Origin of the sequence: Bradyrhizobium sp. B120, assembly GCF_049075665.1 — a bacterium.
Classification (GTDB): Bacteria; Pseudomonadota; Alphaproteobacteria; order Rhizobiales; family Xanthobacteraceae; genus Bradyrhizobium.
Genome location: NZ_CP185242.1, coordinates 3,862,811 through 3,888,747, shown reverse-complemented (window position 1 = coordinate 3,888,747; position 25,937 = coordinate 3,862,811). Strand labels below are relative to the sequence as shown.

Sequence of the window (25,937 nt, the reverse complement as noted above, 5' to 3'; positions counted from 1 at the left end):
TCGATTACTTGCCGTCGTCGAAGCTGACGATGACCGCGGCGTTCGCGATCAGGATCGGGTCGTTGCCCACATCGGACGGAATCTCGAGCCCGCCCGCGATCGCCTTCACGGTCTTGGTGCCATAGGGCAATTCCTTGGCGACGGCTTCGATATCGACCGCTTCGGGATTCGGCACGGCGATCGTGACGTCGACGAACATGTCATTGGCGGTCTTGCCGAGCATGCGGAAGAAGCCGAGGCTGGAATGGCGGATTGCATCCGAGACCGCACGCTTGGCAGCCTTGGTCGCATCTCGACCGTGGACGTCGACGCCCATGCCCATTTCGGTGATACAGCGCACGCGTGTCATGAAGCTTTCCTGTTGTCGTTGGCGTGAGAGACCTTCACTCCTTCGCCCCCGGCGTGCGCGGCGTCAAGCCGGGTCCCTCGCCTCGCTGACGTTGTTGTGATCGCCGCGCGCCAGCAGCCATGCCGCAAGACCGGCGAGGATCGCCGCCGCAACCACCATGACGCAGGCCGCGCTCCAGCCCCACGCCGAGACGACCGCGCCGACTGCGATCGGTGCGGTCACCTGGCCGAAATTGCTGCCCGTCATCAACAGGCCCATCATGACCGGCACCATCGCCGCCGAACGCGCGGCCGCGGGTGCGGTCGCCAGCAACGTCGCTGGGATCAGGCCGCCGGTCGCGGAAAACAGCAGGCACAGAATGAAGGCGCCCGAGCCGCCGAGCAAGGGAAGGAAGATGCCGAGTGCGGACGCGCCCATCACGACTGCCGCAACTGCGATCAACCCAGTCCGGCTCACGCCGCGCGCGAGCAGATTGCCGGCGGCGAGATTGCCGAGGACGTTGGCGGCCGCGGCCAGCGCACTGAGCCCGCCGGCACTCTGGCTGGAGACGCCGAGCCGTTCGGTCAAAAGGATCGGCAGGAAGCTGAACACCGCAAAGAACATCAGGCTGTAGAGCCCGAACAGCACCATCAGAAGCGCCGGCGTGCGGCGCCGCGCCAGCGCGGTGGCCTCTTGCATCAAGCCTGCACGCGCCGGGCCGGTCCGCGATGCCGCGTCGGGCGCGACGACGCCGGCAAGCACGAACAGCAGCGCGGCAAAGGCGGCACTGGCCCACCAGATCGCGCGCCAGCCGTCGAACATCGGCCCCGCGACCAGCGCCAGCGCGATCCCGAACGGCATCACGCAACTCCACACCGCCATGGTGACGTCGCGCGCGCTGACATCGACGACGCGATCCAGCAGTGCGGGCGATGCCACCATCACCAGCAGGAAGCCAAGCCCCTCCAGCAGGCGCGATCCCAGCAGCACCGCAAGTTGCGGCGCGAGCGCGCCCGACGCCGCGCCGAGCGTGATCGCCGCAAGCCCGCACAGCAGCACCCTGCGCGCGCCGACCGCGGCGATCACGACGCCCGCCGGAACGCTCCCGATCAGCCCGAGCACCGCAAAGATGCCGGCGATGGTTCCGACCGCAGCGAGGTCGATGCCGAGGTCTTGTTGCAGCATCGCCGCGGCAATCGGCACCTTGCCGACCTGGAGCGCGGCGCCGATCCCGCAACCGGTCACGACGGCGACCGTCGCCCATCGCTTCGCCTCGCTCTGCTGCACCACGGCCGTCTCGATCGTCATGCGTCCACCCGTCCGGTTCAAGCCACCACAGATAGCGTTTCCCGATCATCGACAGGAGTGATATGTTTTGCATCCAGTCGATCGATTTCATAGATCATGCTCGATAACCTCACGCTCGACCAGATCCGGGTCTTCGTCACCATCGCCGAGAGCGGCAGCTTTCGCGCCGCCGCGACGAAACTGGCGCGGGTGCAGTCCGCGGTCAGCCATGCCATCGCCAATCTCGAGGCTGAGCTTGGTCTCATGCTGTTCGACCGCTCCGGCCATCGCCCGGCGCTGACGGCGGAAGGCAAGGCGCTGCTCGGCAACGCCCGCGACCTGCTGCTCCGCGTCGATGCGATGCGAGCGCGCGCGCACGGCCTCGGCGAAGGAGTGGAATCGGAGCTCTCGCTGGTGGTCGACACGCTGTTTCCGATCGCCTCGGTCGGCACGGCGCTGACGGAAATGCGCTCAGCCTATCCGTCGGTGAGCGTGCGGCTCGCGGTCGAACCGATGGGCGGGCCGATCGCCGCATTGACGGAACGGCGCAGCGCGCTCGCCGTCACCGTCGGCGAGGATTTTCGCGATCCCCGCCTCGCGCTCGATGCGATCTGCGCCGTGCAGATCATCGCCGTCGCCTCCGCAAGCCATCCGCTCGCGCGCCGCGGCCGCAAGAGCGTCGCCGACCTTGCCGATCATCTGCAGATCGTGCTGTCGGATCCGACGCCGCTGTCGGAAGGCCGCAGCTTCGGCGTGCTCTCGCCGCAGATTTGCAGGGTGAGCAATCAGGACACCAAGCATGCCATGATCCTGACCGGGCTCGGCTGGGGCCGGCTGCCGCTCTGGCAGGTCGCGCGCGACCTCGGTGACCGCCGCCTGGTGCGGGTCGAAACCGGCGCACTCGGCCGCAACGCCGCGCTTGCGATGGAGGCCTATCTCGCGCACCGACTCGATGAGCCGCTCGGCCCCGCGGCGCGTGCATTCGCGGATGCGTTGACGCGGATCGCCGCGCAAGGCGGCGCGCCCGCGCGCAAGACAAGAGCACGCAAGCAGCGCTGAAGTTCTCTCCGCGCGATCATTTCCCTTGTTGACATCGACCATGACGAGGCGTATGTCCCGCAACCTTCGCGAGCACTGTCGCTCGCGATCAAACATGAGCACGATGATGCATTACGGATTTGAAAAATTCCGCAGACTATCGAACGGCCTTCGGCTGATCGATAGCGTGTGCCCGGCTCATGGGAGCGATCTCGCATAATGCGAGGTCGACAGTCCGCCTTAAACGGACCCTCCCGAGCCAGCCGCTCCGGAGGGTTTTTTGTTGTCCGAAGCACGGCTCATCTGAACTGCCCGGCGCAAGCCGGAACGGGAGACCCGGATCCCGGGGCTCGCGCGGCAACGCGCGTGCCCAAGCGCGCGGGGCCTGCCGGAGGGAACAAGGCGATGAGCCGGACACCGATGGCAGAGTGAACTCCGAGGAGTTCGCAAACGGCGGCGCGTCGAGAGCGCCGCGACGAAATTTTCAATTCGGTTTGCCGCATCTTGCGGCTCAACCGACGCTGGTGGTGAAGATGTCGGATACTTCGCGTGGTGAAAGCGGGTTCGACCCCCGCCTTTGACGCACGCACCGGGATGCGGCCCTGCGCAGGGAATCGCACGCGGCCCGGCACGGTTTCGCTCCGCAAGGACGGATCCGTGTTGCGTCACTGCTCAAAACCGATATCGCCTATTCCCCAGCGTACCCATCAATGGCCGGTGCAACGCGCCGGTCTGGCGGTGGTGAAGATGTCTGTTACTTCGTGGTAAGGCGCTCCGGCGCCGAGCGGGTTCGAGGCCCGCACGCCGAAAGGCGGTTCGCCCGCAAGGGCAGCAACAGCATCGCTTGTTCCCCGCCCCCCCCCCTCCACGACCGGTGGTGAAGGTCGCTGTTACATCGTCTGTGAAACGAGAGGTCGCGGGTTCGAATCCCGCCCGGCGTCATGTGCGCCGGTAGCTCAGCGGTAGAGCGCTTCCCGATCGGCAGGGTAAGCTGCCGGCTGGGGTCTCAGCAATCGCCTGTTCCCGGGTCGTGGTCCTCGATCGTTGGCATGGCGTCCTCGCAAACGCTTTCCGTTTGCTCGGACGTCGTTCCGACAGCCGGTGGTGAAGAGTGCTGTTACTTCGCTGTCGGAGGTTCGACTCCTCCCGGGCGCAAGTCCGTAGCTCAGTGGTAGAGCACGTAAAGCCCGCAAGGGCGGTTCAGCTCTCGCCCGTTCCCCGGCACCACCTTCCAATCCATACTCACCCAGAAAGGAGGCCATCATGGCCACGATCAACAAGATCATGCGCGCCTTCACCCTTGAGGGGGCGCGCGGCAAGCGCTTCACGCCCGAGATGGAGCTGCGGCGCGCGCTGCTGAACTGCCTCCTGTGGGAGAACCAGTTCTACGAGGACGGCGTCGCGATCGCCGATCGCATCAAGGCGCTGGTGCCGAAGGTCGAGCCTGCGCGCGTGGCGGAGCTTGCCATCGCCGCCCGCGAGACCATGAAGCTGCGGCATGCGCCGTTGCTCGTGGTCCGCGAGATGGCGCGGCACGCGACGCACCGCACGCTGGTCGCCGACACGTTGGCTCGCGTGATCCAGCGGCCGGACGAGATGACCGAGCTGCTTGCGATCTACTGGGCGGATGCGCTCGGCCCGCAGCAGCAGCGCAAGTGTCAGCCGGTCTCGGCGCAGATCAAGAAGGGGCTGGCGCGGGCGCTCACCAGGTTCGACGCCTACCAGCTCGCGAAGTACGATCGCGACGGCGCGGTGCGGATCAAGGACGTGCTGTTCCTGGTTCACGCCAAGCCGAACGACGCCGCACAGGAGAAGGTGTGGAAGCAGCTCGTCGACGGCGAGCTGGCCTCGCCCGACACCTGGGAGGTTTCGCTCTCGTCCGGCAAGGACAAGCGTGAGACTTTCGAGCGGCTGATCGCCGAGAACAGGCTCGGCGGGCTGGCGCTGCTGCGCAACCTGCGCCTGATGCAGAAGGCGGAGGTGCCGCGCCGGACCATTGCGGACGCGATTGAGGCGATGCGGACGGATCGTATCCTGCCCTACCGCTTCATCACGGCGGCACGTTATGCGCCGGACTTCGAGCCCGAGCTCGAGGCCGCGATGCTGAAGTCGGTCAAGGACTACGCGCGGCTGGACGGCCGCACGCGGCTTCTGATCGACGTGTCGGGATCGATGTTCACGCCGCTCTCGGCCCAGTCTGAAATGACGCGGGCGGAAGCGGCCTGCGGACTTGCGATCCTCGCCCGCGAGGTCTGCGACGAGGTGGAGATCTTCACGTTCAGCAATGAACTCGTGAAGCTGCCGCCGCGCCGCGGCTTCGCGCTGCGCGATGCGATCATCGGCTCGCAGCCGCACGGTGGGACGTATCTCGGCAAGGCGGTGACGGAGATCGACCGCAAGGGCGATCGCCTGATCGTCTTCACCGACGAGCAGAGCCACGACCAGGTGCCCGCGCCCAAGGGGCACGGCTACATGGTCAACGTGGCGTCCTACCAGCACGGGGTCGGACACGGCCCGTGGACGCGGGTCGACGGCTTCTCCGAGGCCGTGATCGCCTGGATCGCAGCGTCGGAACAGACGACGCACTGACCTGCGTCACACAACAACGGACCCGGACGCGCGCACCACAGCGCGCCCGGGTCTTTTCACGAGCGGCAACCAATATCTTTGTGATCGCCCGGCGGCGATCTCCCATCACGAGGTCGAGAGCCGTCACGCCAACTCCCCGTCATTTCGCTGCGGTTCATCTCCGCCGGCAGACAATGTGCGCAATCAACCGCGGTTCCAGAGAGAGTCGTGTGCCCATGCCGATCAGCCGCAGGCGAGCGCTCATGCTTGCCTCGTTTGCCGCAGCGAGCCCGCTGCTCGGCAGCGAAAGCCGTGCCGAACAGACGACCGTTGCGGGCGCGGCCACGTTTGACATGGCGACCTTCACGGCCTCCTCCGGCGGCGACGCCGACGCGGCCTTTGCCAAGGCGCTGGCCGCCATCGCCAAGGCCTCGGCTGATGCGAGCAAGGCAGGACCAACTCACATCGCCCTCAATCTGGAGAAGAACGCCAGCTACCGGATCAAGCGGCCGCTCGCGTTCCGGCAATTGCACGGCTTCGAGCTCAACGGCAATGGCGCGCAGCTGATCAACACGGCACGCAGCGGGACCTTCGTGATCTCCGGTTGCAACCGCCTCACCATCCGCGATCTCACCATCGACTACGATCCGCTGCCCTTCACCCAGGGAACAATCACCGCCTTCGACAAGCAGGCGGTCGACATCACGGTGAAGGTCGATCCCGGCTATCCGGATGATGCGGCGCTGCTGGCCGCTTTCACCGATGGCTTCTTCAAGGTGATGGACCGCCGCAACCGGGCGCTGAAGACCGGCGCCAGGGATTTCCTCTCCCCGGCCCATGCCACACGGCTCAGCGACGGTCTGATCAAGGTGCATCTGCAATGGAGCGCGAACGATCGTTTCCCGAGTCAGCTGCCGATCACGGTCGGTGACGTCGTCACCATCGCAAACAGCGGTGCGGCCGCCATCGCCGTGGACTCCAGCTTCGCCACGAGCCTGATCGACCTGAAGCTGCTGGCTTCGCCGGGCATGGGCATCATCGAGAATGGCGGCGAAGGCTCGATGATGCTGCAGAAGGTCTCGGTCGTTCCGGGACCCCGGCCAAAGGGCGCGACGACCGACCGCCTGATCTCGACCAATTCCGACGGTTCGCACTTCACCGCAGTCGCGCGCGGTCCAACCATGGAGGACTGCAGTTTCGCCAACACCTCCGACGATGCCATCAACGTGCACGGCTTCTACTACTACGTCGTGGCGAAGACCGCGCCACGACGGTTTCTGCTCAGCCCGAAATGGGATGTCGGCCTTGCGGCCGGCGACGATATCGAGAGCTGCGACCATGCGACGTTTCGCTCGCTGGGACGCGGCAAGGTCGAGCAATTGACCAAGCGCCACGCGCCCGAGCTGAAGGTCAAGATCGCCCAGCTCTGGAAGAACCGGAGCCCGACCACCCAGCCGGACCTGATCTACGACGTGGTGCTGCAGCAGGACCTGCCGCTCAAGACCGGCGATTCCATCACCTCGCTGACGCACATCGGATCCGGCGCCACCGTGCTGCGCTGCAATTTCCACGCCTGCGGCCGCGTGCTGATGAAGGCGCCGAATGCCATCGTCGAGAACTGCCAGTTCACGTTCTCGACCGGGGTCGCGCTGCAGGCCGGCAGCGACATCGGCTTCTGGTCGGAGTCAGGATTTGCCGAGAACCTCGTGTTTCGCAACAACCGCTTCAGCCACTGCGTCAACGGCGCCAATGAGCTGACCAGCGGCAGCGGCACGCTCGGCACCATCTATGTCGGCATGGTGCCGCCGGAAGGCGCCAGGGGATTTCAGGACAATTTCCAGAACCGGCGCGTCATCATCGAAGGCAATCACATCGACGATTCCTTTATCTACGCGATCTTCGTCAGCAACGCCGACGGCGTCAAAATCGCCGGCAATGTGATCGGCCAGACATTTCTGCGCGGCGGCGTGTTCGGGGCCGGCGACTTCTTCCACATCAAGCCCGCCAGCGCGATCTACGTCGGCCGGTCCAGAAACGTCGAGATCAGCAACAACGTCGCCGCACACGGCCGGATCGCGACCAATGCCGTCGCGATCGATCCCAGCTGCGACAAGCGCACGGTGCATCTTGCCGGCAACAGGCTGGCGTGAGCAAGCGCGACGCCGCTCAGGGCATCATTCCCGGACTTTGCCCTACCCCCGCTTCTGCAGCACCGTGATGTACAGACGGCGGCGGATCTCCATACCTTGGCGGCGGTAGAGCGCGATCGCCGAGACGTTGCTGGTGAAGACGTGCAGGAACGGAATTTCGCCCCGCGCCACAATCTGGCGGCCGACCGCCGACAGCAGCGTCTGCGCATAGCCGCGGCCGCGATGGTCCGGATGAACGCAGACTGCGGTCATCTCGGTGTAGTTCCCAGGCTTCATCCGTTCCCCGGTCATCGCGACCAGCTCGCCGCCAACGCGAATGCCGAGGAAGGTGCCGAGCTCATGCGTCCGCGCGCTGAACGGTCCGGGTTTTGTCATGTCCGTCAGCGCCATCATCGCGGGAACGTCGGCAGCGCCGAGCGTGACGATCTCGACGCCGGGCAGAGAAAACTCCGCCGGTGTGCCGATCATCTGCTCGCCAGTCTCGGCCAGCAGCACCTTGAACTCCGGCGGCACAGGGACAGGATCGGGCGTGAACAGCACCGCGATGTCAGGCCCCGACAACAGCGCACCGAGCGCGGCAAAACTATTGGGCGACATGTCGACCACGTCGGCAAAGGGCGCGATTGCGACCGGAAAGCGCCGTGCGTCGGCGCCGCTTTCCGCAAGGTCGCGTTGCCGCGTGGTCAGCGCGCTCCAGATTGGGCGATCAAGCGGATGGATCGGCGGGACTTCGGACATACGGCGCTTCGCTCCTGATTTTCCTCGAACAGAGCAAGAAGCGCCGACAAAATCCAGCGCGGCGTGATGTCGTTGCGGCTCACAATCACGCCAGCAGGATTTCGCCGTCCCGAACCGATCCTTACCCCACCTTCAGGCAGAGTTCGGTGCCGCCCTTGAGCGGCAGCGTGATCGACACGAAGCCATTCTTGGGATCGCGCACGAACTCCAGGAAATCCGCCTCGGCATTGTCGTTCATGACGTAGCCGCCGACACGAAGCTGCGGAGCAACGATCTCGATCACCTGGCGGGCGAGCGTCGGTCCCTTCTCGCCCGGCCAGCCGTCGATCAGGATGAAGTCCACGGGACCACCGAGATCGCGCAGCGTCTTGCGGGCATCGCCCTCGCGGATCTCGGCGTAATCGGCCAGGCCGGCCTCGGCGAGATTGCGCTTCGCGGTTGCGACCTTGGCCGGCACGATCTCCGAGCCGATCACGGTGCCGCCGCCATTGTCACGCATCGCGGCGGCGAAATACAGCGTCGACATTCCGACCGACGTCGCGAACTCCGCGACGCGTTTGGCGCGCAGGCCGCGGCACAACAGATAGATCAATTCGCCCTGCTCGGGATGAATCGAGAAGCCCTGCTCTGCATAGTCGAGGGGATCGCGGCTCATCGTCGGATTGCCGCGCGGACCGCCGGCGGCCGGCCTGAGGCGCGTGGCCTGCAAGCGCGCGATGACGGTAGCGACGCGGGCGTCAGTAATCGCGCTGTGCGGTTCAGCGTTGTACATGAAGGGTCTCCCTTGCGATTGCGTCATTGTTGCAGGATTTCAGCGACGGCGCGGTCGAGGATTTTCGCGATGCGGCGCGCCTCGGCGGCATCGCAGCCGCGCTTCTGGCGCAGCGCGCTCTTCAGGGCGTGGCGGGCGCGGTGCACGTCGTCGGAGGATTCGCCATCGAGATCGCTCACGCCGGCGAAGGCTTCGCGCACCTCCTCCATGCGGCCGCCGATCCGCGACAGCGCCTGGAGGATGGTGTCAGCGGTGGCGCGGTTCTCGGCGAGATGCGCCTTGCCCTGCTCGGTGATGCTGTAGAGCTTGCGCGCCGCATCCTGGGTGACGCTGGCATGGCCGATCTCCTCGAGGAAGGTCAGCGCCGGGTAGATCACGCCCGGGCTCGGGCTGTAGAAGCCGTCCGACCGCTCCTCGATTTTCTTGATCAGCTCGTAGCCATGCGCCGGCTGCTCGCCGAGCAACGCCAGGATGACGAGCTGCAGGTCCTGCGACGAGAGCCGCCGCGATCCCGGGAAGTCGCCGCCGCCACCCCGCCCGAAGAAGCCATGTCCGCCGCGGCCAAAGCGATGGCCGCCCCGGCCGTGCCGGCCCATGGCAAAAAACCCAAACCGGAATCCTTCATCGTCCCGGCCGCCAAACATCGATCGTCTCATTGGTCATTCCTTACTGAAAACATATCTTACGATATATCTACAGATGAAACAGCGACAACCCACGTTTTCGTGAGATCCCGGGGACGAAGCGACGGCTGGGACGGGCCCGGCATTGCCGGTTCACGCCGGGCTTGCCTGTCTTCGCGCGGCTGCCCTATGGCTTTGAAGTCCTCCAGCCCTCCGACTCATGCGCCCAAAGACCTTCGAAGCTCATTGCCTGCGCCTGCCCGCCGCCACCAAGGTGGTGCAGTGGGAAGGCACGTCGGTGTTCAAGGTCGGCGGCAAGATGTTCGCGCTGGCCGGCGGCTTCGTCGCGAGCAGCGGCGGCTTCATGTTCAAGACCTCGAACATGGCCTATGAGCTTCTGATCGAGCAGGAGCTGGCGCGGCCGGCGCCGTATCTGGCGCGTGCCAAATGGGTGCAATTGATCGGCAACGACGCCCTGTCCGACGCCGAGCTCAAGGCCTATCTCGACCAGGCGCATGCGCTGATCGCAGCCAAGCTGACGCGGAAATCGCGCAAGGCGCTCGGGCTCGACTGATCGGCGCGGCCGTGATGCTGTTCAGCCGTCCAGCGGCTTGTCGGAATCGCCGGACAGCAATTTCGGAAACAACTCCTTGAAGGCGAACCTGTCTTCGCCCTTGGCGCGGTGGAAGCGCAGTACGACGTCGAACCGGCTGGCGTCCCATTTGGTGGGCGGCTTGCCCCTGCTGACTGGTATCAACGGCAGGACGTCGGCGATGATCGCCTTGTGCTCCCAGCACAGCAGCACGACGCCGTTCAGCGTCAGCAGCGCCTTGATCAGCGCCGGCTCATGACCTTTGGCAAAATCTTCGTTGGGCGTCGCGCCAAGACGCGCCGCTAGCGGCAAGATCGTCTCGGCGGGACGGCTGCTCGGCCCCCGGTTCGGCGTGGTGCCGGGCGTCGCGGCATAGATCGCGTCAGGCTTGGCATAGTCGTCCTTGGCGAGGTCGGTGCCAAACAACGCGGTCCATGCGCCGGCGCGTTGCCAGCCGCGCAGGACAAGCGACTCGGTATCGGACACACCGTTCGCGGTGAAGCCGGGCCCCGGCCAGCCATCATCGGGCTTTTCGGCGTGACGGATGATGAAGAGCGTGAGCGCGTCCATGGCGTCCTCCCCGGGGAAGATGTCTTGCTGGCAAGGGCAATATCGATCCTACGCCGGCGGCATGTTCCGCTCCATGAACGGCGTCACAATTTGCGAAAACTCGAGCGGTACTGCGCGGGCGACACGCCGAGCCGCTCGGTGAACACGATGCGCATGCGGTCGGCCGAGCCGAAGCCGCAGTCGAACGCCACCGCCTTCAGCGGCCGGTCCGAGCCCTCGAGCAGCCGGCGCGCGGCGTCGACCCGCGCGCGTTCGACGAATTCATGCGGTGTGATACCGGTCTCCTGGGCGAAGGCGCGGCCGAAATTACGCACGCTCATGCTGACGGCCTCGGCCAGCGATTGCAGCGTGTGGCGCTCGCCGACACGATGCATGACATGCGCCTGCGCGCGCGCAATCGGCGAATCCTCGTCGACCGGCGCGGTGAGATAGGGGCTGAATTGCGATTGCCCGCCCTGGCGTTGCGCCACCACGACCAGCCGTTTGGCCACCGCGACCGCGACCTGCGGCCCATGACGCTCGGCGACCAGCGCGAGACCGAGATCGATGCCCGCGGTCACGCCGGCCGAGGTCATCAGTCTGCCGTCGCGAATGTAGATCCGGTCGAAGATCACCTCGGCATCAGGAAAGCACGCCGCCAGATGCTGCGCGTTCTGCCAATGCGTCGTCACCTTGTGCCCGTCGAGCAGCCCGGCATGGCCGAGCGCGAAGGCGCCGGTGCAAATCGAACCGTAGAGCTCGGCGCGCGCGGGCGCCCCGCGCAGCCACTGCGTCAGCGCCGGATCCGGCTCGGCATCGGGCAAGACCGGCCCACCGGCAACCAGCAGGATGTCGAATTTGTCTTCTGCCTCATCGAAACTGAGATCGGCCGATATCTTCATGCCGTTCGATGCGCGCAGCGGTTCGCGGCTGGCGCCGACCAGCACCGTCTCATAGCCGTCGCCATCAGCGACGAAGCCGTTGGTCTCCGCGAACACGTCGACGGGACCGGCGACATCGAGCGCCTGAACCCCTTCGTGAATCGCGATCGCCACCTTCTGAACCGCCATGCCTTCTCCCTGCCCGCTGGCGCGAAACGATGTCTCGTTGGCCCGATCCGGCGGCGCACGAGCGTTGCGGGATCAAGCCAAGACGGGCGACAAACACACCACGGATCACGCCACCAGGCGATCCGAACCCAGCACAGAGACGAGCGCCGGCGCGCGCCCCGCGTGTTCGCACGCCACGACATCGTCTTGCCATATCGAGGAGCGTCTTGAAATGACCGAGATCATCGCCGGCATCCGTGTACCCGACAGCGCCATGGCCCGCGCCGCGACCCAGCTGGTGCGCGATACCGAGGACGACCTGCTCTACAACCACAGCCGCCGCGTGTTCTTCTGGGGCGCGCTGACCGGCAATCGCCGCAAGCTGAAGTTCGATCCCGAGTTGCTCTATGTCGGCGCCATGTTCCACGACATGGGCCTCACCACTGAGCATGCGAGCCCCGATCTGCGCTTCGAGGTCGACGGCGCCAACGCCGCACGCGACTTCCTTAGGGGTTACGGCGTCGCGGAACGCGACATCGAGGACGTCTGGGCCTCGATCGCGCTGCACACCACGCCCGGCATCCCCGAGCATATGCGTCCGACCATCGCGCTGGTCACCGCCGGCGTCGAGATGGACGTGCTCGGCATCGCCTATGACGATTTCTCGCACGAGCACCGCGACCATGTCTGCGCGCATCATCCGCGCGAGGCGAACTTCAAGGAGAACATCATCGATCATTTCGCGGCCGGCACCATCAAGAAGCCGCTGACCACCTTCGGCAACGTCAAGGCCGACGTGCTGGCGCTGAAGGACATGAACTACACACGGGTGAACTTCTGCTCGATCATCCTCGGCTCGAAATGGCCGACATGACCGCGCGCCGAATTTCGATCCGAACCGCGAAGGAGAAAACCATGACCATCGCCGTCAACACCGGCTTCGCCGAGGCCGAGCGGGCGAATATCGCGGCGGCGCTCTCGACGGTTCTCGCCGACACCTACGCGCTCTACCTGAAAACGCATGGCTACCACTGGAACGTCACGGGTCCGACGTTCCAGGCCCTGCACACGCTGTTCGAAGGGCAATATCGCGAGGTATGGCAGGCGCTCGATGATATCGCCGAGCGCATCCGCGCCCTCGGCGAACTGGTGCCGCAAACCTATTCCGCGTTCGCCAGGCTCACGGCGATCAAGGACGGCTATGCCAGCCTCGACTCGGAGGCGATGGTGGCCGAGCTGCTCCACGACAACGAGACGGCCGTGAGGACCATCCGCGATGCCTTCACAGTTGCCGAGTCCGCCGGCGATCAGGCGACGATGGACATGCTCAACGTCCGCACCACCGCACACGAGAAGCACGCCTGGATGTTGCGCGCGACGCTCGACGTCAAATGAGCGAACCGACTGAACCGCACCAGCGTGCGGGTTCAGTCGTGCGGACCGCGGTCGGGGCCTGGAGCTCGCCCCGCTGCCGCGAGCGCGAGCCTGGCAAGGTAGTGCGTCCAACCCCTGCTATGGCTCGCGCACTGCTCGGCGTTCGGCAGGCCGCTATGGGTCATCCGCAACAGCGTGCCGCTGTCCTTGTTGATCAGGTCGATCTCGATCAGGCTCGATCCCGGAGGGACCTCGGCGCCGCCCTCCCAGCCGAAGCTGTAGGCAAGACGATGCACCGGCACGACCTCGCGAAATGCGCCGCGTGCAGCGCGGTCGCGGTCATTGCCGAGGCCCTTGAGCAGATAGAGCCCGCCGGGATGCAGCTCGGTCTCGGCCTCGAGCCCCATCCAGCTCACGATCTTCTGCGGATCGGTCAGGAAGGCGAACACGGTTGCGGGCGGGGCCGCGATCTGGATCTCGCGTTGAACGATGAAAGCTTCAGTCATCGCTTCACTCTCCATTGACGGTGGGTCTTCAGGGATAATTCGTGACAAGGGTGGCGCATCAACCCCATGATGGGGCGATGCAATTGTCCTCGACTCTGAGCTGGCTGGTCGACGCCGCAGCCGAGACCGCAGGCGCCAACCGGTTGCTGGCGGACCTGGGTAGCCATCTTATCACAGATGGCCTGCCGCTTGTTGGCGGCGCCCTGACGCTCGAAGTTCCGCACCCGCTGATTGCAAGGCGCACCTGGCTGTGGCGCGCCGGCGATGGCGAGGTGATCGAGGCGCTCGGCTTCGCGCCGGAACAACCCTTTGCCATGCCCGCTATGATCGGATCCGGCGATGCCGGCCGGCGCTGGCTCAATAGCCTCGCGCCCGGCCCGATCCATGAGGACACGATTGGAACGCGGCCGGATGGCCCGACCCTCGGCTGGATCGGGACCCGCGCCTTCACGCCGGCCGAGGCGGATCAGTTGCGCGAGGCGGCGCGCTTCACGGCTGCACCGCTCTCCGCGCTCGCCGCGCGCGCGACATTGACTGCGGCGCTGGAGGCCTATCTCGGCCGGCGCAGCGCGGCGCGCGTCCTGGCATCGCCGTTGCGGCGCAACACCGGTGAAACCATCCGGGCGGCGCTCTTGTTTGCCGATCTGCGCGGCTTCACCGCGCTCTCCGAAAGCCATCCTCCTGCCGAGGTGATCGCGGCGCTCGACGCCTGGTTCGACCGCATCGCCGGCGCGATCCACGCCTTCGGCGGCGAGGTGCTGAAATTCATCGGCGACGGGCTGCTCGCGATCTTTCCGGTCACGACCAGCGCGCGCAGCGCATGCGAGGCGGCATTGCGCGCGGTATCGGCGGCCCGCGTCGGCATGGCGCATCTCGATACTGAACGACGCAAACAGGGCCTGCCGCCGCTGCCATTCGGCGTGGCGCTGCATCTCGGTGAGGTGCACTGGGGCAATATCGGCGCCGCCGACCGCCTCGACTTCACCGCGATCGGCGCCGCGGTCAATCTGGTCAGCCGGCTGGAGGGCCTGTGCAAGCCGCTGGAGCAGACCGTGCTGGTCTCGGGCGCGCTCGCCGCCGAGACCGAGATGCCGCTGGTCGCGCTCGGCACCCATGAGCTGCGCGGCATCGCACGGCCTTGCGCGGTCTTCACCCTGCCGGAGGGATGAGCCGGTCATCGGAACAGGCGCAACCACGGCGCCAGATGAAATGCGCTCATCAGCGCGTACATCGGGACCATGCCCTGCAGCGAGAGCGGTCCCTGCATCGCGCCGCAGATCATGTCGGCCGGCGCCAGCGCACCCACCAGCGCCATCACGGCGAAGGTCGGCGCCGCCGCCAGCGACAGCCAGCGCGCGAACATGGCACCGCGGCCACTGATGCGGCCTTTCAACCAATCCTCATGTGTCTCGATTCCGGTCATCATTCGATCTCTCTGGAGATGATCCATGTCGTCATGTGCTAGGTTAGGACCGGGCCTCGGAGGGCGAGAGTGACAAGTGTGTCGGGATTCGAATGGACTCGCTGATTACCGCTGCGGCGCGCGCGCTCGCGGCGGGTGATCCCCTCGGCGCACTGAAACGGGTGGCCCTGCGCGACGATGCGCCGGCGCTGGCGCTGCGCGGCATCGCGATGGCCCGGCTCGGCGATTTCACCCGCGCCAAGGAGCTGTTGCGGCGCGCGGGCCGCGCCTTCGGTCCGCGTGAAGCCATCGCGCGTGCGCGCTGCGTGGTGGCCGAAGCCGAGATCGCGCTGGTGTCGCGCGACCTTTCCTTTCCCAGCAAGAGCCTCGCGGCAGCGCGCGCAACGCTCGCGGCGCGTGGTGACGCGCTCAACGCCGCCCATGCCGGCTATCTCGAAATCCGCCGCCTGCTCTTGATCGGGAGCCTCGATGCGGCCGAACGCATGCTTGAAGACCTCGACCCGGCGCCCTTCCCGCCGGCGCTGCGGGTCGGACATGAGCTGGTCGTCGCCGGGATCGCGATGCGACGGCTGCGGACCAAGCCGGCGCGCGAGGCGCTGGCACGCGCAAAGGATGCCGCACGCCGCGCCGGCATCGCCGAGCTTGCGGCCGAGGTCGAAAGCACCGCGAACCTGCTCGCTACGCCGGCGGCACGCCTGATCGCGCGCGGCCACGAGCGCCCGCTGCTGCTCGAGGAGGTCGAGGCCCTGATGGGATCGAAGGCACTCGTCGTCGATGCCTGCCGCTACGTCGTGCGTGATTCCCGGACCACGGTCTCGCTGACGCGGCGGCCGGTGCTGTTCGCGCTCGCCCGCGCGCTCGGCGAAGCGTGGCCGCAGGACGTGTCGCGCGCCACACTGATCGCACGCGCGTTTCGCGGCAAGCATGCCGATGAATCGCACCGGGCGCGGCTGCGGGTCGAGATCGGACGGCTGCGCCGGGCCTTGCTGCCGCTCGCCGATCTCAGCGCGACGCCCGACGGCTTCGTGCTGGAGCCGCATGGCCGCCGCGAGGTCACCGTGCTGGCGCTGCCGGTCGAGGAGGAGCACGCGGCGGTGCTGGCCTTCCTCGCCGACGGCGAGGCCTGGTCGAGCTCGGCGCTATCGATGGCGCTGGGCGCGAGCCAGCGCACCGTGCAGCGCGCGCTCGACGCCCTGGCCGCCACGGGCAAGGTGCAGTCGGTCGGCCGCGCCCGCGCAAGGCGCTGGTTGACACCCCCGGTGCCGGGATTCACGACGACGTTGTTACTCCCTGCCCCGCTGCCGAACGGCTAGCATCAGGCAGCAATCAGCGCGTTTTCGAGCGAAGTGGATACCGGTTCGCGTCAAGAAAGCGCGTCAAAACAACAACCAGGAGCGCCGCATGAAGAAGTCCGAGGCCGAGATCATCCGGGAATATGCCTTCGAGGGCGTCGAGAGCGTGGGCGGCGTCAGCTTCGACGGCGAGCAGGTCTGGTTCGCGGCCGGTGGCCGGTTGGTCGCCTTCGATCCCGACAGCGGCAATACCACCCGTACCCTCGACATCGCGGCCCATGCCGGCACCGCCTTCGACGGCAAGCACCTCTATCAGATCGCCGAGGACCGCATCCTGAAGATCGAGCCGAACAGCGGACGCGTGGTGTCGACGATCCCCTCGCCCGGCGGCGGCCGCGACTCCGGGCTTGCCTGGGCGGAGGGCTCGCTGTGGGTCGGCCAGTATCGCGACCGCATGATCGTTCAGGTCGATCCGGAAACCGGCAAGGTTTTGCGCACCATCGAAAGCAACCGGTTCGTCACCGGCGTCTCCTGGGTCGATGGCGAACTCTGGCATGGCACCTGGGAAGAGGACCAGAGCGACGTCAGGCGCATCGATCCGCAGAGCGGCGAGGTGATGGAACGGCTCGAGATGCCGCAGGGCGTGTTCGTCTCCGGGCTCGAGTCCGACGGCAAGGACCGGTTCTTCTGCGGCAGCGGCTCGACCAACAACAAGGTGCGCGCCATCCGGCGGCCGAAGCGCAGCCGCGCGTGAAGCAGATGACTTCACGCGCGCACCGGACTTACGCCGGCGCAGGCACCGCCGTTGGCCGCGCCGCCGGTATCGGCCGGAACGTCATCATGATCAGGAACGCGCTGAGGCCGACGGCCCAGGAGCCGACATAGAGCCACGTATAGCTCGCAAAGGTGTCGTAGATCAGGCCGCCGGCCAAGGGTCCGGTCGCCATGCCGAGGCTGCCGGCCATCGCGGAGCCGCCGATCACGGTGCCCATCATGCGGAGCGGGAAATTCTCGCGGATCAGCACGGAATACAGCGGCATGGTGCCGGCATAGATGAAGCCGAAGATCGCTGCGACGGCGTAGAATGCGGCCAGCTCGCGCACGAAGACATAACCGAGCGCGCCGAATGCCTGCGCCAGCAGGCCCAGCACCAGCACGCGCTTGGCGCCGAAACGGTCGCCGAGCAGGCCGAAGGCGATGCGGCCACCCATGCCGGCGAGCCCCTCCACGCTGTAGATCGTCACCGCCGCGACCATCGGAATGCCGCAGGTGACCGCATAGCTCACCGTATGGATGATCGGCCCGGAATGGGTGGCGCAGCAGAAGAAATTGGTCGCGATCAGGATGATGAATTGCGGCGAGCGCAGCGCCTGCGCCAGCGACATCGACGGCTCAGCATTCGTGCTCGCCGCTTCAGCGTGGCCACCTTGCAGCGCCGGCGGGCGTCGCACCAGGAACGAGACCGGGATCATGATCGCGCCGACCACGCCCGAGACGATCAGCATCGACGTCCGCCAGTCGTGGTGGGAGATCAGCCAGGCGGCGAGCGGCGACATCGTCATCGGCGCCATGCCCATGCCGGCCGACACCAGCGAGACGGCAAGACTGCGATGGGTGTCGAACCAGCCGGTAACGCAGGCCATCATCGGGGCGAAGATCGCGGCCGTTGCCGCGCCGACCAGCGCGCCGAAGAGAAACTGAAATGCCAGCAGCGATGGTGCCTGGCTTGCCAGCGCGAGGCTTGCCGCCAGCACGACCGATCCGGTCAGCACCACCGGGAGCGGCCCGAAACGGTCGGACAGCGTGCCCCAGATCATGCTGGTGAAGGCCATCGCGAGGAAGCCGATCGTCATCGCGCTGGAGATGCCTGTCACCGACCAGCCGGTCTCCCGCGCCATCGGCTGCAGGAACACCGGCAGCGAAAACATGCCGCCGATCGCGACGCAGCCAAGCAGGCCGCCGGCCGCGACGATCACCCAGCGATAGGTCGAATTGGTCATTCCAGAACTCCCATGCAGTGCGTTCTGGCTGAAAGACGAACGAACCGGGGTGGAACCGACAGCGGACGACCGCCCTGGCTCACTTTTTTGCGAGCGTGGCGGCCTTCAAGGCTCACACCCGGCAGAGTGTCACCGACCAGCCAAACTGCAGCCGGGCTGCGGCGCGATCTCGCCGAGCGGCCGGACCTGCACCAGCTCGGTACCTTGCGTCTTGGCGATGAACATGTTCATCGCCGCGTGATGATCCCAGCCGAGCGTCACCGGCCCGGTCGGAGATGCAATGGCGAGGCCCGCCATCGCGTCGATGATGGCCTCCTTGTCGAGCTTGCCGGCCTTCTCGGCCGCCGCCTTGAGTGCGATCAGGGTGTTGTAGTGCGTCATCACGTAGTTCGACACTGCGACGCCCGGCTTCGCTGCGGCACGCGCTTTCGCGACGAACGCCTTCACGGCCGGATCCTCGCTCGCCGCGACCGCCGGCACCACCGTCACCATGCTCTGGCCCTTGCCGCGGAAGATGCCGAGATCGACCTCGGACAGTCCGAGGAAAGCGACGGTGATCTCCTTCAGCAATCCGGCCTCGTCGGCCTGCCGGATGAAGTCCATCCCGTCGCCCTTCAGCGCGAACAGCAGCACCTTAGCCTTGCTCGCGGCGACCTCCTTGATCAGCGGAGAAAAATCAGTCTCGGTCCCCAGCGTGTACTTCGTCCCGACCACCTTGCCGCCGAGTTGCTCGATCAAGGGCTGCGCGATTCCGAACATCTGATGCGGCCAGACCCGGTCGGCGCCGAGCAGGAAATACGTGTTGCCATAGGTCTGTGTCATGTAGGGCAGCAGCTGGCCGAGCTCCTGGTTCGGCACCGCGCCGAACGAGAACAGATAGCGGCTGCATTTGCCGCCCTCGTAATTGGTGGCGTAGAGCAGCGGCGTCTTCGAACTCTCGGCGAGCGGCACCAGCGCATTCAGATTGCGCGAGGTGATCGGACCGACCACCGCCAGCACGCCGTCCTTCTCGACCAGCGAACGCATGGCCTCAGCGGCGGCCTCGGGCCGCGTCTTGTCGTCGGCATAGATGATCTCAACAGGCCGGCCGAGAATGCCGCCCGCCGCGTTGATATCCTTGGCGGCGAGATCGAGCCCGAGCCTGGCCTGCTCGCCGTACAGCTCGACGCCACCGGAGAACGGCAGCACCGCGCCGACGCGGATAGGTCCGCCTGATTCGGCAGCGCGCGGCGAACCGACGCCCGCGAAGCCGAGGAGAAGCACCCACGCCATGCAGATGATCGATCGTAGCGGCATACGCATCTTGCTCCTGTCATGCCGGATGGCCGATCCGACTCAACATCTCGTGCACGTCATAGGTCATGATCGCAAGCAGCGCCGCAAGTCCGAGATAAGCGGCGCCATATTCGAGCTTGGTCTGAAGCGGAACGCCGTAATAGGCGATGTTCTCTGGAGCATGGGGATCGTATCGCCACGCCCGCAGCAACTGGGGCGCGGCAAGGATCGCGACGATCAGCAGCATCGGGCTCGGCCGGTAAAGCATCAACGCCAGAAGGATCGGCACCCCGACGAACCAGATCCGGGGACTGAGCACCGCCGTCACCCTGCCGCCGTCGAGCGGCGACACCGGCAGCAGATTGAACAGATTGAGGAACAGGCCCGAATAGGCGATCGCCAACAGAAGACCGCTGTCTTCGGATCGTGCCCATAGATAGACCGCCAGCGCCGCGACCGTTCCGGCCACGGGACCTGCGATTGCGACATAGGCCTCGGTCTCGACATCCTCCGGATGGTCCTTCAGTGCGATAAAGGCGCCCATGAACGGAATGAAAGCCGGCGCTCCAACATCGAGGCCGCGTTGCCGCGCGGCAACGTAGTGCCCCATCTCATGCGCAAACAACAATGCAATGAAGCCCGCGGCGTAGCGCCAGCCCCATATCGTCGCATAGACCACGAGCGACAGCAGCATGCTGCCGCCGCTGGCAGCCAGCTTGCCCCATTTGAGACCCGAGAGAAGCAGGAGCAGCAGCGCCTTCACGTCACATCACCGCCCACATCGGTGCGCGGCTTGCGACGGAAGAACTTCATGATGCCGGCGCCGAATGCCGCAACGGCGATCAGGATCACCTTGGCGAATTTCAGGACGAAGGCCGTCGCGATCGCCAGCAGCCCGAGCTTCTTGGCGGCAACCCCACCGATCAGCGCAGCGAGGCCGTAGGCGGCAACGCGATCGGTGCCGGCGCTGAAATCCTCGTAACGCTTGCCGTCATTGTAGGAAAGGTCGGCGAGCAGTTCCCGCGCGACCGGCTTTTCGCTTTCGATGCGATCGGACTGCGACAGCAGGTTCAGGCTAAAGTAGCCGTCTCGTCCGAGCGCATAGGTGTTGAAGTTGACGCCCTTGGGCAGGTTATCGGGCTGCCCCTTGTCCTTGCCCAGCATCGACCACACCAGGCGGTGCGTCGCGGCATCATAGACCGGTGGCTGGATCCATCCGGCCACTTCCAACTCGGGGAAGCCGCGCGCGACGCGATCCTTGTTACTCTCCTCCACGCCTTCCTTGATGCTGCTCAAGAGCTCGTCGGCGTTCCAGTTCTTCGCATCGTCATCCTTGATGTAGCCTTCCTTGACGTAGCGAATGACCACGATCCACTGATCGTTCTTGCGCGTGCCGACGACGAGGCCGACAAAGGTCGCATCGTTGACGAGATTGCCAAGCGCCCGCAACACGCGTGTCCCCTCGGTCTTCGGGACGAAGAAATATCCCTCCGGCAGCTTCAGCTTGGCCTGATCGATCAGCGTCACGTCTGCGGGACCAGCGGTGCCGGCCTGGCTCGCAGCCTGCCAGGCGGCCACCAGTTCGGCTTTTCGTGCGGCTTCACTTGGCGGCGAGCCCTGCCCGAATGCAGGTAGCGCCGCGAACAGAACCGCCACCATGATGGCAGCGATGGAAATCACCTTTTGCACAAGCGCGCCCCTCTTGATCATGAATTGGACCGGGTGTCCGGTAACAACCCTAAATAGCAGTGTTAGACGACAAACTACATAAGGGATCGTCGCTTTTCCAAAGCGTCGACACCGCCCTGCTCCAGTACCGCCGGCCGCGCCGCCCGAATGCGGAATCGCTTCACGTCATGAAAGCGCGGCGCGATCACATCAACCGCCTCCGCACGCCACTTGACATTCAGAGGTTGCAGGCGTATTTCGGCGGCCCTCGCGAGCGCTATGTTCGCGAACCAATGCGAGCGAAGCGATGCAACCGAAACCGCAGCAAGGATACGAACGGATCCGCCGACTGTCAGCCAGTCTACGGCCGATCGTCTGTGCATGCCCGGTTCATGGGAGCGGTCTCGCTTAGGCGCGATCGACAATCCGTACTTCACGGACCCTCCCGAGCCAACCGCTTCGGAGGGTTTTTTGTTGCCCACGCGCGGTTTGGCCGAACTCCGGCAGCGACAATGCCGAATGGCCGCGTGGAATGCACGCGGTCGGTCCAGCTTCAGCAGGAGCCAACACAATGCGACGACCTGATCCCTACCAGGAGCGCGCCCGCGAACTCTGCCTCGCTGCGGGCATCGATCCGGATTCCCGCGTCGGCGAAGGCCGCGGCCAGCCGGCCTGGTGTCTGTATCGCGATGCCGCGCGCAAGGAGAAGCTTGCGCGCGAGGCCGATGCGGCCTCGGCGGAGATTGCGATGCTGCGCCCGCAGGAGGAGCGGTTCAAGAACGCGCCGCTGAAGGTGTTCGGCGAGCATGATCCGGCGACCATCAAGCAGATGCGTAACTGCATGGCGGTCGGCAACGTCGTGTCCGGCGTGATCTGCGCGGATGGCCATCTCGGCTATGCCCAGCCCGTCGGCGGCGTGATCGCCTACGAGAAGCAGATCAGCATCTCCGGCGTCGGCTTCGACATCGGCTGCGGCAACATGGCCGCGCGGCTCGATGTGCGCTTCGACGACATCCGTGCGACCGTCCCGACCATCATTCGCGACGTTGCCAAGGTGATCTCCTTTGGCATCGGCCGGAAGAACATCGAGAAGGTCGAGCACGCGCTGTTCGACGATGGCGACGCCTGGCGCGAAAGCGACATGGAGGCTTACCGGCAGAAGGCGATCGGCCAGCTCGGCACGGTCGGCTCCGGCAACCACTATGTCGACCTGATGCGCGACGAGGCCGGCTTCGTCTGGATCGGCGTTCACTTCGGAAGCCGCGGGCTCGGGCACACCAGCGCGACCCGCTACCTCAAGGCCGCCGGCGGCAAGGACGGGATGAATGTCCCGCCCGCCATCGTCGACGAGGATTCCGAGCTCGGGCGCCGCTACATCGCCGCGATGCAGCTCGCCGGGCGCTATTCCTATGCGGGCCGCGAGTGGGTCGTGGATCGTGTCCGCCAGATCATCGGCGGCAAGGTCACCGATGCCGTGCACAACCACCACAACTATGCCTGGCGCGAAACGCATGACGGCAAGGATTTGTGGGTGGTGCGCAAGGGCGCAACGCCGGCGTTCCCTGGACAGCGGGGCTTTGTCGGCGGGTCGATGGGCGATGATGCCGTCATTCTCGAGGGCGTCGACAGTCCGGAGGCCAAGGCCTCGCTCTACTCGACGGTGCACGGCGCCGGGCGGCTGTTCGGCCGCAACGAAGCCAAGCGCCGCTTCACGCGCGAGGAGATGGACCGCTGGCTCAACGAGCGCGGCGTCACGCTGGTTGGCGCCGATCTCGATGAAAGCCCGATGGCCTATCGGCGGCTGCCGGAGGTGCTTGCCCGGCATGCCGGAACGGTGAAGGTGCTGCACACACTGCGGCCGTTTGCCGTGGCCATGGCGGGTGAAGGCGAGTTCGATCCGTTCAAGGACTAAAGCGAGGCGTACGCGCCTCGCTCGGGTGCGGTGGCGAAATGGGAACGCTGCGGTCTGCAAAACCGCCATGAGCCGGTTCGATTCCGGCCCGCACCTCCAGCAATGTTGCCTGCGTTCGCCCCGAACGCTAACCTGATCGCGCCCGTCGAGCGATCCCCGGGCCATCCCCCAGACAAGCAAGTGCCGTCACTCCGCCGGCTCGCCGGCAAGTGGCACGCTTGCCAACTCAGAACGACGTCCCGCCGCCGAACCTGAACTCCTGCACGATGTCGTATTTGCCCTTGGTGATCGGCACCGCATAGTCGAAGCGCAGCGGCCCGAACGGCGATGCCCAGATCAGACCGACGCCCACCGAAGTTCGCACCACGTTGTTGTCGTCGTACTGCAAGCCGCAGGTCGGGCACGCCGGCGTGTTGACCTCGCCGGTCACGGTCCACGACGTCGGTCCTTCGTAGCCCCAGAGCGAGCCGGCATCGGCATAGACCGCCCCCTTCAACCCAACTTCCGAGGGCAGGAACCAGAACGGCATCTGCAGCTCCATCGACGCACCCCAATATTTGGTGCCGCCGAGCGCATCGCCGACCGCCCCGAGACTCGCATAAGTGATGTCACGAGGCCCGATGCCGTTGGTGGCAAAGCCGCGCACGAGGTTCGGGCCCATCTGGAAATGATCCAGCATGCGCAGATCGTTGTCGCCGATCTTGGTGAGCACGCCGCCCTGCAGATGGATCAGGCCGATGAGATCGGACACCAGCGGCGTGTAGTATTTCGCATCGATCGCGCTCTTCAGATACGTCACGTCGCCGCCGACGCCGGCAAAATCCTGCTTGAAGTCGATCAGCAGGCCGTCGGTCGGGTTCTTGGTGTTGTCGAGCGTGTTGTAGGTCAGCGTATAGCCGACCTGCGAGGTCCAGGTCGCGCCCGCAGCCAGCTCCTTGCGCACCGGCAAGGTGGATTCGCCGTCGCCGTAACAACCATATCCATAGAGCCCTGACGAGACCGAGTTGGTCGGATCGACGCCGCCAAGCACATCCTTGATGTAAGCAGGCGTCGGATTGAACGCGAGCGATGTGTTGGCGGCATTGTTGTTGCAGTTGTTGTAGGCGCTATCGAGCGAGATTTCCTGCTGATAGAGCGAATAGCGCAGCTGGAGCGTCAGGTCCTCGCGCAAGGCGAGACCCAGCCGCGGCGAGACCCCGATCGTCTTCACGCCATAGGTCGTGTAGTCGGTCGGCAGTTGCTCCTTGTAATAGGCATCGAGCCCGAGCGCGACACGGTAGTCGAGCAAATACGGCTCGACAAAGGACAGCGACAGGCCGCGCGAATACTGGCCGTAGCTGACCGTCGCCTTCGCGAACAGGCCGCGGCCGAGCAAATTGCGTTCGGAGACGCTGACCTCGGCGAGCGCGCCGTCGGTCGTCGAGTAACCGCCCGAGACCGAGAAGTCGCCGGTCGACTTCTCCTCCAGATCGACGATCAGGACCACGCGATCGCTCGACGAGCCGGGCTCGGTGGTGATCTTGACCGTCTTGAAGTAGTCCAGATTCTTCAGCCGCCGCTCGGCACGATCGACCAGCGCACGGTTATACGCATCGCCCTCGGAGAGATCGAACTCGCGCCGGATCACGTAATCGCGCGTGCGGCCGTTGCCGCGAATGTCGATCCGCTCGATATAGGTGCGTGGCCCCTCCTCCACACGGAACATGATTCCCACCGTGTGGGCCTCGAAATTCCGCTCGCCGTCCGGACGGACCACCGCGAAGGCGTAGCCGCGGCGCGACGCTTCAATCTGCATGTCCTCGACCGACTTCTCGATCGCCTCGACATTGTAGAGCGAGCCTTCGCTGACCCGTGAAAGCGAGCGCAGGATGCTGGGATCGAAGCCGGCAATGCTCGAGCGGAAACTTACCGTCGCAACGCGGTACTGCTGCCCCTCATCGATCTTGAAGGTGACCTGAAAGCCCTTGCTCTCGCGGTCATATTCGGCGAGCGCGGCCACCACCTGCACGTCCGCATAGCCATGCTTCAGGTAAAAGCGGCGGATCAGGTCGCGGTCGGCCTCGACACGGTCGGGGTCATAGATGTTGGCGCTGCCGAGAAAGCTCAGGAAGTTCGTCTCGTGAGTCTTGATCACGTCCTTCAGGCGCGCGGCCGTGAAGGCGTTGTTTCCCATGAACTCGATGGTCTTGACGCCGGTCTTGGCGCCCTCGTCGACGGTGAAGACGAGGTCGACGCGGTTGTTCGAGCGCTCGATGATCTCAGGCGTGACGCGCACATCGTAGCGGCCGGAGTGACGGTAGATCTCCGCGATCCGCAGCGCGTCCGACTGCACCATCGGCCGCGACAGCGTGCCTCGCGGCTTGGACTGCACCTCGGCCGAGAGCTGCTCGTCCTTGACCTTCTTGTTGCCCTCGAACGCGACACGGTCGATCACCGGGTTCTCGACGACCGAGACGACGATCCGCCCACCCGCGTGATCGATCTTGACGTCCTTGAACAACCCGGTCCCGACCAGCTCCTTGAGCCCGTCATCGATCGCAGCCTGATCGAGATGACCGCCCGGCCCCGGCCTGAAATAGGAGCGGATGGTCTCCGCCTCGACCCGCCGGTTGCCTTCGATCGCGAGCGCGTCGACCGATTGGGCCGCCGCCGGTGCCACCAACAGCCAGGTCATCGGCCAAGTCACTGGCCGGTTCACCGACGTCGCCGGGATCGAAAATCCCGTCAGCACAAGCGCTGCGACAAAGCTCCGCCACATCTTCATTCCACACCTCGCGAACCAGTCACCCGTTG

General features: G+C 65.7%; 25 protein-coding genes and 2 tRNA genes. 12 read left to right on the top strand and 15 right to left on the bottom strand.

The features are described 5' to 3' along the window. Positions 1–4: 4 nt before the first annotated feature. Positions 5–349 carry a Lin0512 family protein gene (locus ACOIX3_RS17510; RefSeq protein WP_420971078.1) on the bottom strand — a complete coding sequence of 115 codons (345 nt, stop codon included), beginning with the start codon at positions 347–349 and terminating at the stop codon, positions 5–7. Positions 350–412: 63 nt separating this feature from the next. Then, positions 413–1,636: a CynX/NimT family MFS transporter gene (locus tag ACOIX3_RS17505; protein WP_420971077.1), complete on the bottom strand. Its 1,224-nt coding sequence runs from the start codon at positions 1,634–1,636 to the stop codon at positions 413–415. Positions 1,637–1,732: 96 nt separating this feature from the next. On the opposite strand from ACOIX3_RS17505, the gene ACOIX3_RS17500 reads away from it, so the two are divergent. The 4 genes from ACOIX3_RS17500 (at position 1,733) to ACOIX3_RS17485 (ending at position 7,371) form a co-directional block, all read left to right on the top strand. After that, complete coding sequence (locus ACOIX3_RS17500) at positions 1,733–2,674, top strand: LysR family transcriptional regulator (protein ID WP_420971076.1); 942 nt, start codon at positions 1,733–1,735, stop codon at positions 2,672–2,674. A gap of 846 nt (positions 2,675–3,520) precedes the next feature. Beyond that, positions 3,521–3,594, top strand: a tRNA-OTHER gene (locus ACOIX3_RS17495). A gap of 322 nt (positions 3,595–3,916) precedes the next feature. Beyond that, positions 3,917–5,242, top strand: coding sequence for a TROVE domain-containing protein (locus tag ACOIX3_RS17490; RefSeq protein WP_420971075.1), 1,326 nt, complete (start codon positions 3,917–3,919; stop codon positions 5,240–5,242). Positions 5,243–5,484: 242 nt separating this feature from the next. Then, positions 5,485–7,371, top strand: a complete 1,887-nt coding sequence (locus ACOIX3_RS17485) for a right-handed parallel beta-helix repeat-containing protein (protein WP_420971074.1) — start codon at positions 5,485–5,487, stop codon at positions 7,369–7,371. A gap of 42 nt (positions 7,372–7,413) precedes the next feature. Here ACOIX3_RS17485 and ACOIX3_RS17480 read toward each other — a convergent pair whose 3' ends face one another. The 3 genes from ACOIX3_RS17480 to ACOIX3_RS17470 all read right to left on the bottom strand — a co-directional run bounded on the left by ACOIX3_RS17480 (position 7,414) and on the right by ACOIX3_RS17470 (position 9,525). After that, positions 7,414–8,109, bottom strand: coding sequence for a GNAT family N-acetyltransferase (locus ACOIX3_RS17480; RefSeq protein ID WP_420971073.1), 696 nt, complete (start codon positions 8,107–8,109; stop codon positions 7,414–7,416). Between the two features lie 121 nt (positions 8,110–8,230). Further along, a complete protein-coding gene (locus ACOIX3_RS17475; RefSeq protein ID WP_420971072.1) occupies positions 8,231–8,881 on the bottom strand; it encodes an O-methyltransferase in 651 nt (216 codons plus the stop codon). Positions 8,882–8,904: 23 nt separating this feature from the next. Further along, complete coding sequence (locus ACOIX3_RS17470; RefSeq protein WP_420971751.1) at positions 8,905–9,525, bottom strand: PadR family transcriptional regulator; 621 nt, start codon at positions 9,523–9,525, stop codon at positions 8,905–8,907. 199 nt (positions 9,526–9,724) lie between these two features. Here ACOIX3_RS17470 and ACOIX3_RS17465 point away from each other — a divergent pair, with 199 nt between their 5' ends. Further along, the gene (locus ACOIX3_RS17465; RefSeq protein WP_420971071.1) at positions 9,725–10,078 is read left to right on the top strand and encodes an MmcQ/YjbR family DNA-binding protein; all 354 of its coding nucleotides are present in this window, start codon (positions 9,725–9,727) and stop codon (positions 10,076–10,078) included. 21 nt (positions 10,079–10,099) lie between these two features. Here the strand turns inward: ACOIX3_RS17465 and ACOIX3_RS17460 are convergent, their stop codons facing one another. Together ACOIX3_RS17460 and ACOIX3_RS17455 are read right to left on the bottom strand one after the other, a co-directional pair. Beyond that, positions 10,100–10,666 carry a histidine phosphatase family protein gene (locus tag ACOIX3_RS17460; protein ID WP_420971070.1) on the bottom strand — a complete coding sequence of 189 codons (567 nt, stop codon included), beginning with the start codon at positions 10,664–10,666 and terminating at the stop codon, positions 10,100–10,102. A gap of 83 nt (positions 10,667–10,749) precedes the next feature. Next, positions 10,750–11,715 (bottom strand): GlxA family transcriptional regulator, encoded by a 966-nt coding sequence (locus tag ACOIX3_RS17455; protein ID WP_420971069.1) that lies wholly within the window; start codon positions 11,713–11,715, stop codon positions 10,750–10,752. 211 nt (positions 11,716–11,926) lie between these two features. Between ACOIX3_RS17455 and ACOIX3_RS17450 the strand changes: the two genes are divergently transcribed. Both ACOIX3_RS17450 and ACOIX3_RS17445 read left to right on the top strand, forming a co-directional pair. Then, positions 11,927–12,568 carry an HD domain-containing protein gene (locus ACOIX3_RS17450; RefSeq protein WP_420971068.1) on the top strand — a complete coding sequence of 214 codons (642 nt, stop codon included), beginning with the start codon at positions 11,927–11,929 and terminating at the stop codon, positions 12,566–12,568. Between the two features lie 41 nt (positions 12,569–12,609). Beyond that, positions 12,610–13,089, top strand: a complete 480-nt coding sequence (locus tag ACOIX3_RS17445; RefSeq protein ID WP_420971067.1) for a Dps family protein — start codon at positions 12,610–12,612, stop codon at positions 13,087–13,089. Between the two features lie 32 nt (positions 13,090–13,121). Here ACOIX3_RS17445 and ACOIX3_RS17440 read toward each other — a convergent pair whose 3' ends face one another. After that, positions 13,122–13,574 (bottom strand): SRPBCC family protein, encoded by a 453-nt coding sequence (locus tag ACOIX3_RS17440; RefSeq protein ID WP_420971066.1) that lies wholly within the window; start codon positions 13,572–13,574, stop codon positions 13,122–13,124. Positions 13,575–13,651: 77 nt separating this feature from the next. On the opposite strand from ACOIX3_RS17440, the gene ACOIX3_RS17435 reads away from it, so the two are divergent. Then, entirely contained in the window at positions 13,652–14,743 is a 1,092-nt protein-coding gene (locus ACOIX3_RS17435; RefSeq protein ID WP_420971065.1) for an adenylate/guanylate cyclase domain-containing protein, read from the top strand. A gap of 5 nt (positions 14,744–14,748) precedes the next feature. Here the strand turns inward: ACOIX3_RS17435 and ACOIX3_RS17430 are convergent, their stop codons facing one another. Then, entirely contained in the window at positions 14,749–14,937 is a 189-nt protein-coding gene (locus tag ACOIX3_RS17430) for a hypothetical protein (protein WP_420971750.1), read from the bottom strand. Between the two features lie 152 nt (positions 14,938–15,089). Here ACOIX3_RS17430 and ACOIX3_RS17425 point away from each other — a divergent pair, with 152 nt between their 5' ends. Then, on the top strand, positions 15,090–16,310 hold the full coding sequence (locus ACOIX3_RS17425) for a helix-turn-helix domain-containing protein (protein ID WP_420971064.1): 1,221 nt from the start codon (positions 15,090–15,092) through the stop codon (positions 16,308–16,310). Positions 16,311–16,398: 88 nt separating this feature from the next. Beyond that, positions 16,399–17,043: a glutaminyl-peptide cyclotransferase gene (locus ACOIX3_RS17420; protein WP_420971063.1), complete on the top strand. Its 645-nt coding sequence runs from the start codon at positions 16,399–16,401 to the stop codon at positions 17,041–17,043. Between the two features lie 28 nt (positions 17,044–17,071). On the opposite strand, the gene ACOIX3_RS17415 is transcribed toward ACOIX3_RS17420, so the two are convergent. The 5 genes from ACOIX3_RS17415 to ACOIX3_RS17395 form a co-directional block, all read right to left on the bottom strand. Continuing rightward, the gene (locus tag ACOIX3_RS17415) at positions 17,072–18,289 is read right to left on the bottom strand and encodes an MFS transporter (protein WP_420971062.1); all 1,218 of its coding nucleotides are present in this window, start codon (positions 18,287–18,289) and stop codon (positions 17,072–17,074) included. A 129-nt stretch (positions 18,290–18,418) separates the two neighbouring features. After that, entirely contained in the window at positions 18,419–19,591 is a 1,173-nt protein-coding gene (locus ACOIX3_RS17410; RefSeq protein ID WP_420971061.1) for an ABC transporter substrate-binding protein, read from the bottom strand. Positions 19,592–19,601: 10 nt separating this feature from the next. Next, the gene (locus tag ACOIX3_RS17405) at positions 19,602–20,327 is read right to left on the bottom strand and encodes a site-2 protease family protein (protein WP_420971060.1); all 726 of its coding nucleotides are present in this window, start codon (positions 20,325–20,327) and stop codon (positions 19,602–19,604) included. Then, positions 20,324–21,274: a DUF2167 domain-containing protein gene (locus ACOIX3_RS17400; RefSeq protein ID WP_420971059.1), complete on the bottom strand. Its 951-nt coding sequence runs from the start codon at positions 21,272–21,274 to the stop codon at positions 20,324–20,326. The genes ACOIX3_RS17405 and ACOIX3_RS17400 overlap by 4 nt, the downstream gene beginning before the upstream one ends. A 53-nt stretch (positions 21,275–21,327) precedes the next feature. After that, positions 21,328–21,669 carry a hypothetical protein gene (locus ACOIX3_RS17395; protein ID WP_420971058.1) on the bottom strand — a complete coding sequence of 114 codons (342 nt, stop codon included), beginning with the start codon at positions 21,667–21,669 and terminating at the stop codon, positions 21,328–21,330. Between the two features lie 134 nt (positions 21,670–21,803). Here ACOIX3_RS17395 and ACOIX3_RS17390 point away from each other — a divergent pair, with 134 nt between their 5' ends. Together ACOIX3_RS17390 and ACOIX3_RS17385 are read left to right on the top strand one after the other, a co-directional pair. Beyond that, positions 21,804–23,144 (top strand): RtcB family protein, encoded by a 1,341-nt coding sequence (locus tag ACOIX3_RS17390; protein WP_420971057.1) that lies wholly within the window; start codon positions 21,804–21,806, stop codon positions 23,142–23,144. 24 nt (positions 23,145–23,168) lie between these two features. Then, a tRNA-Cys gene (locus ACOIX3_RS17385) sits at positions 23,169–23,243 on the top strand. A gap of 127 nt (positions 23,244–23,370) precedes the next feature. Here ACOIX3_RS17385 and bamA read toward each other — a convergent pair. Then, the gene (gene bamA / locus ACOIX3_RS17380; protein WP_420971056.1) at positions 23,371–25,908 is read right to left on the bottom strand and encodes an outer membrane protein assembly factor BamA; all 2,538 of its coding nucleotides are present in this window, start codon (positions 25,906–25,908) and stop codon (positions 23,371–23,373) included. Positions 25,909–25,937 lie beyond the last annotated feature (29 nt).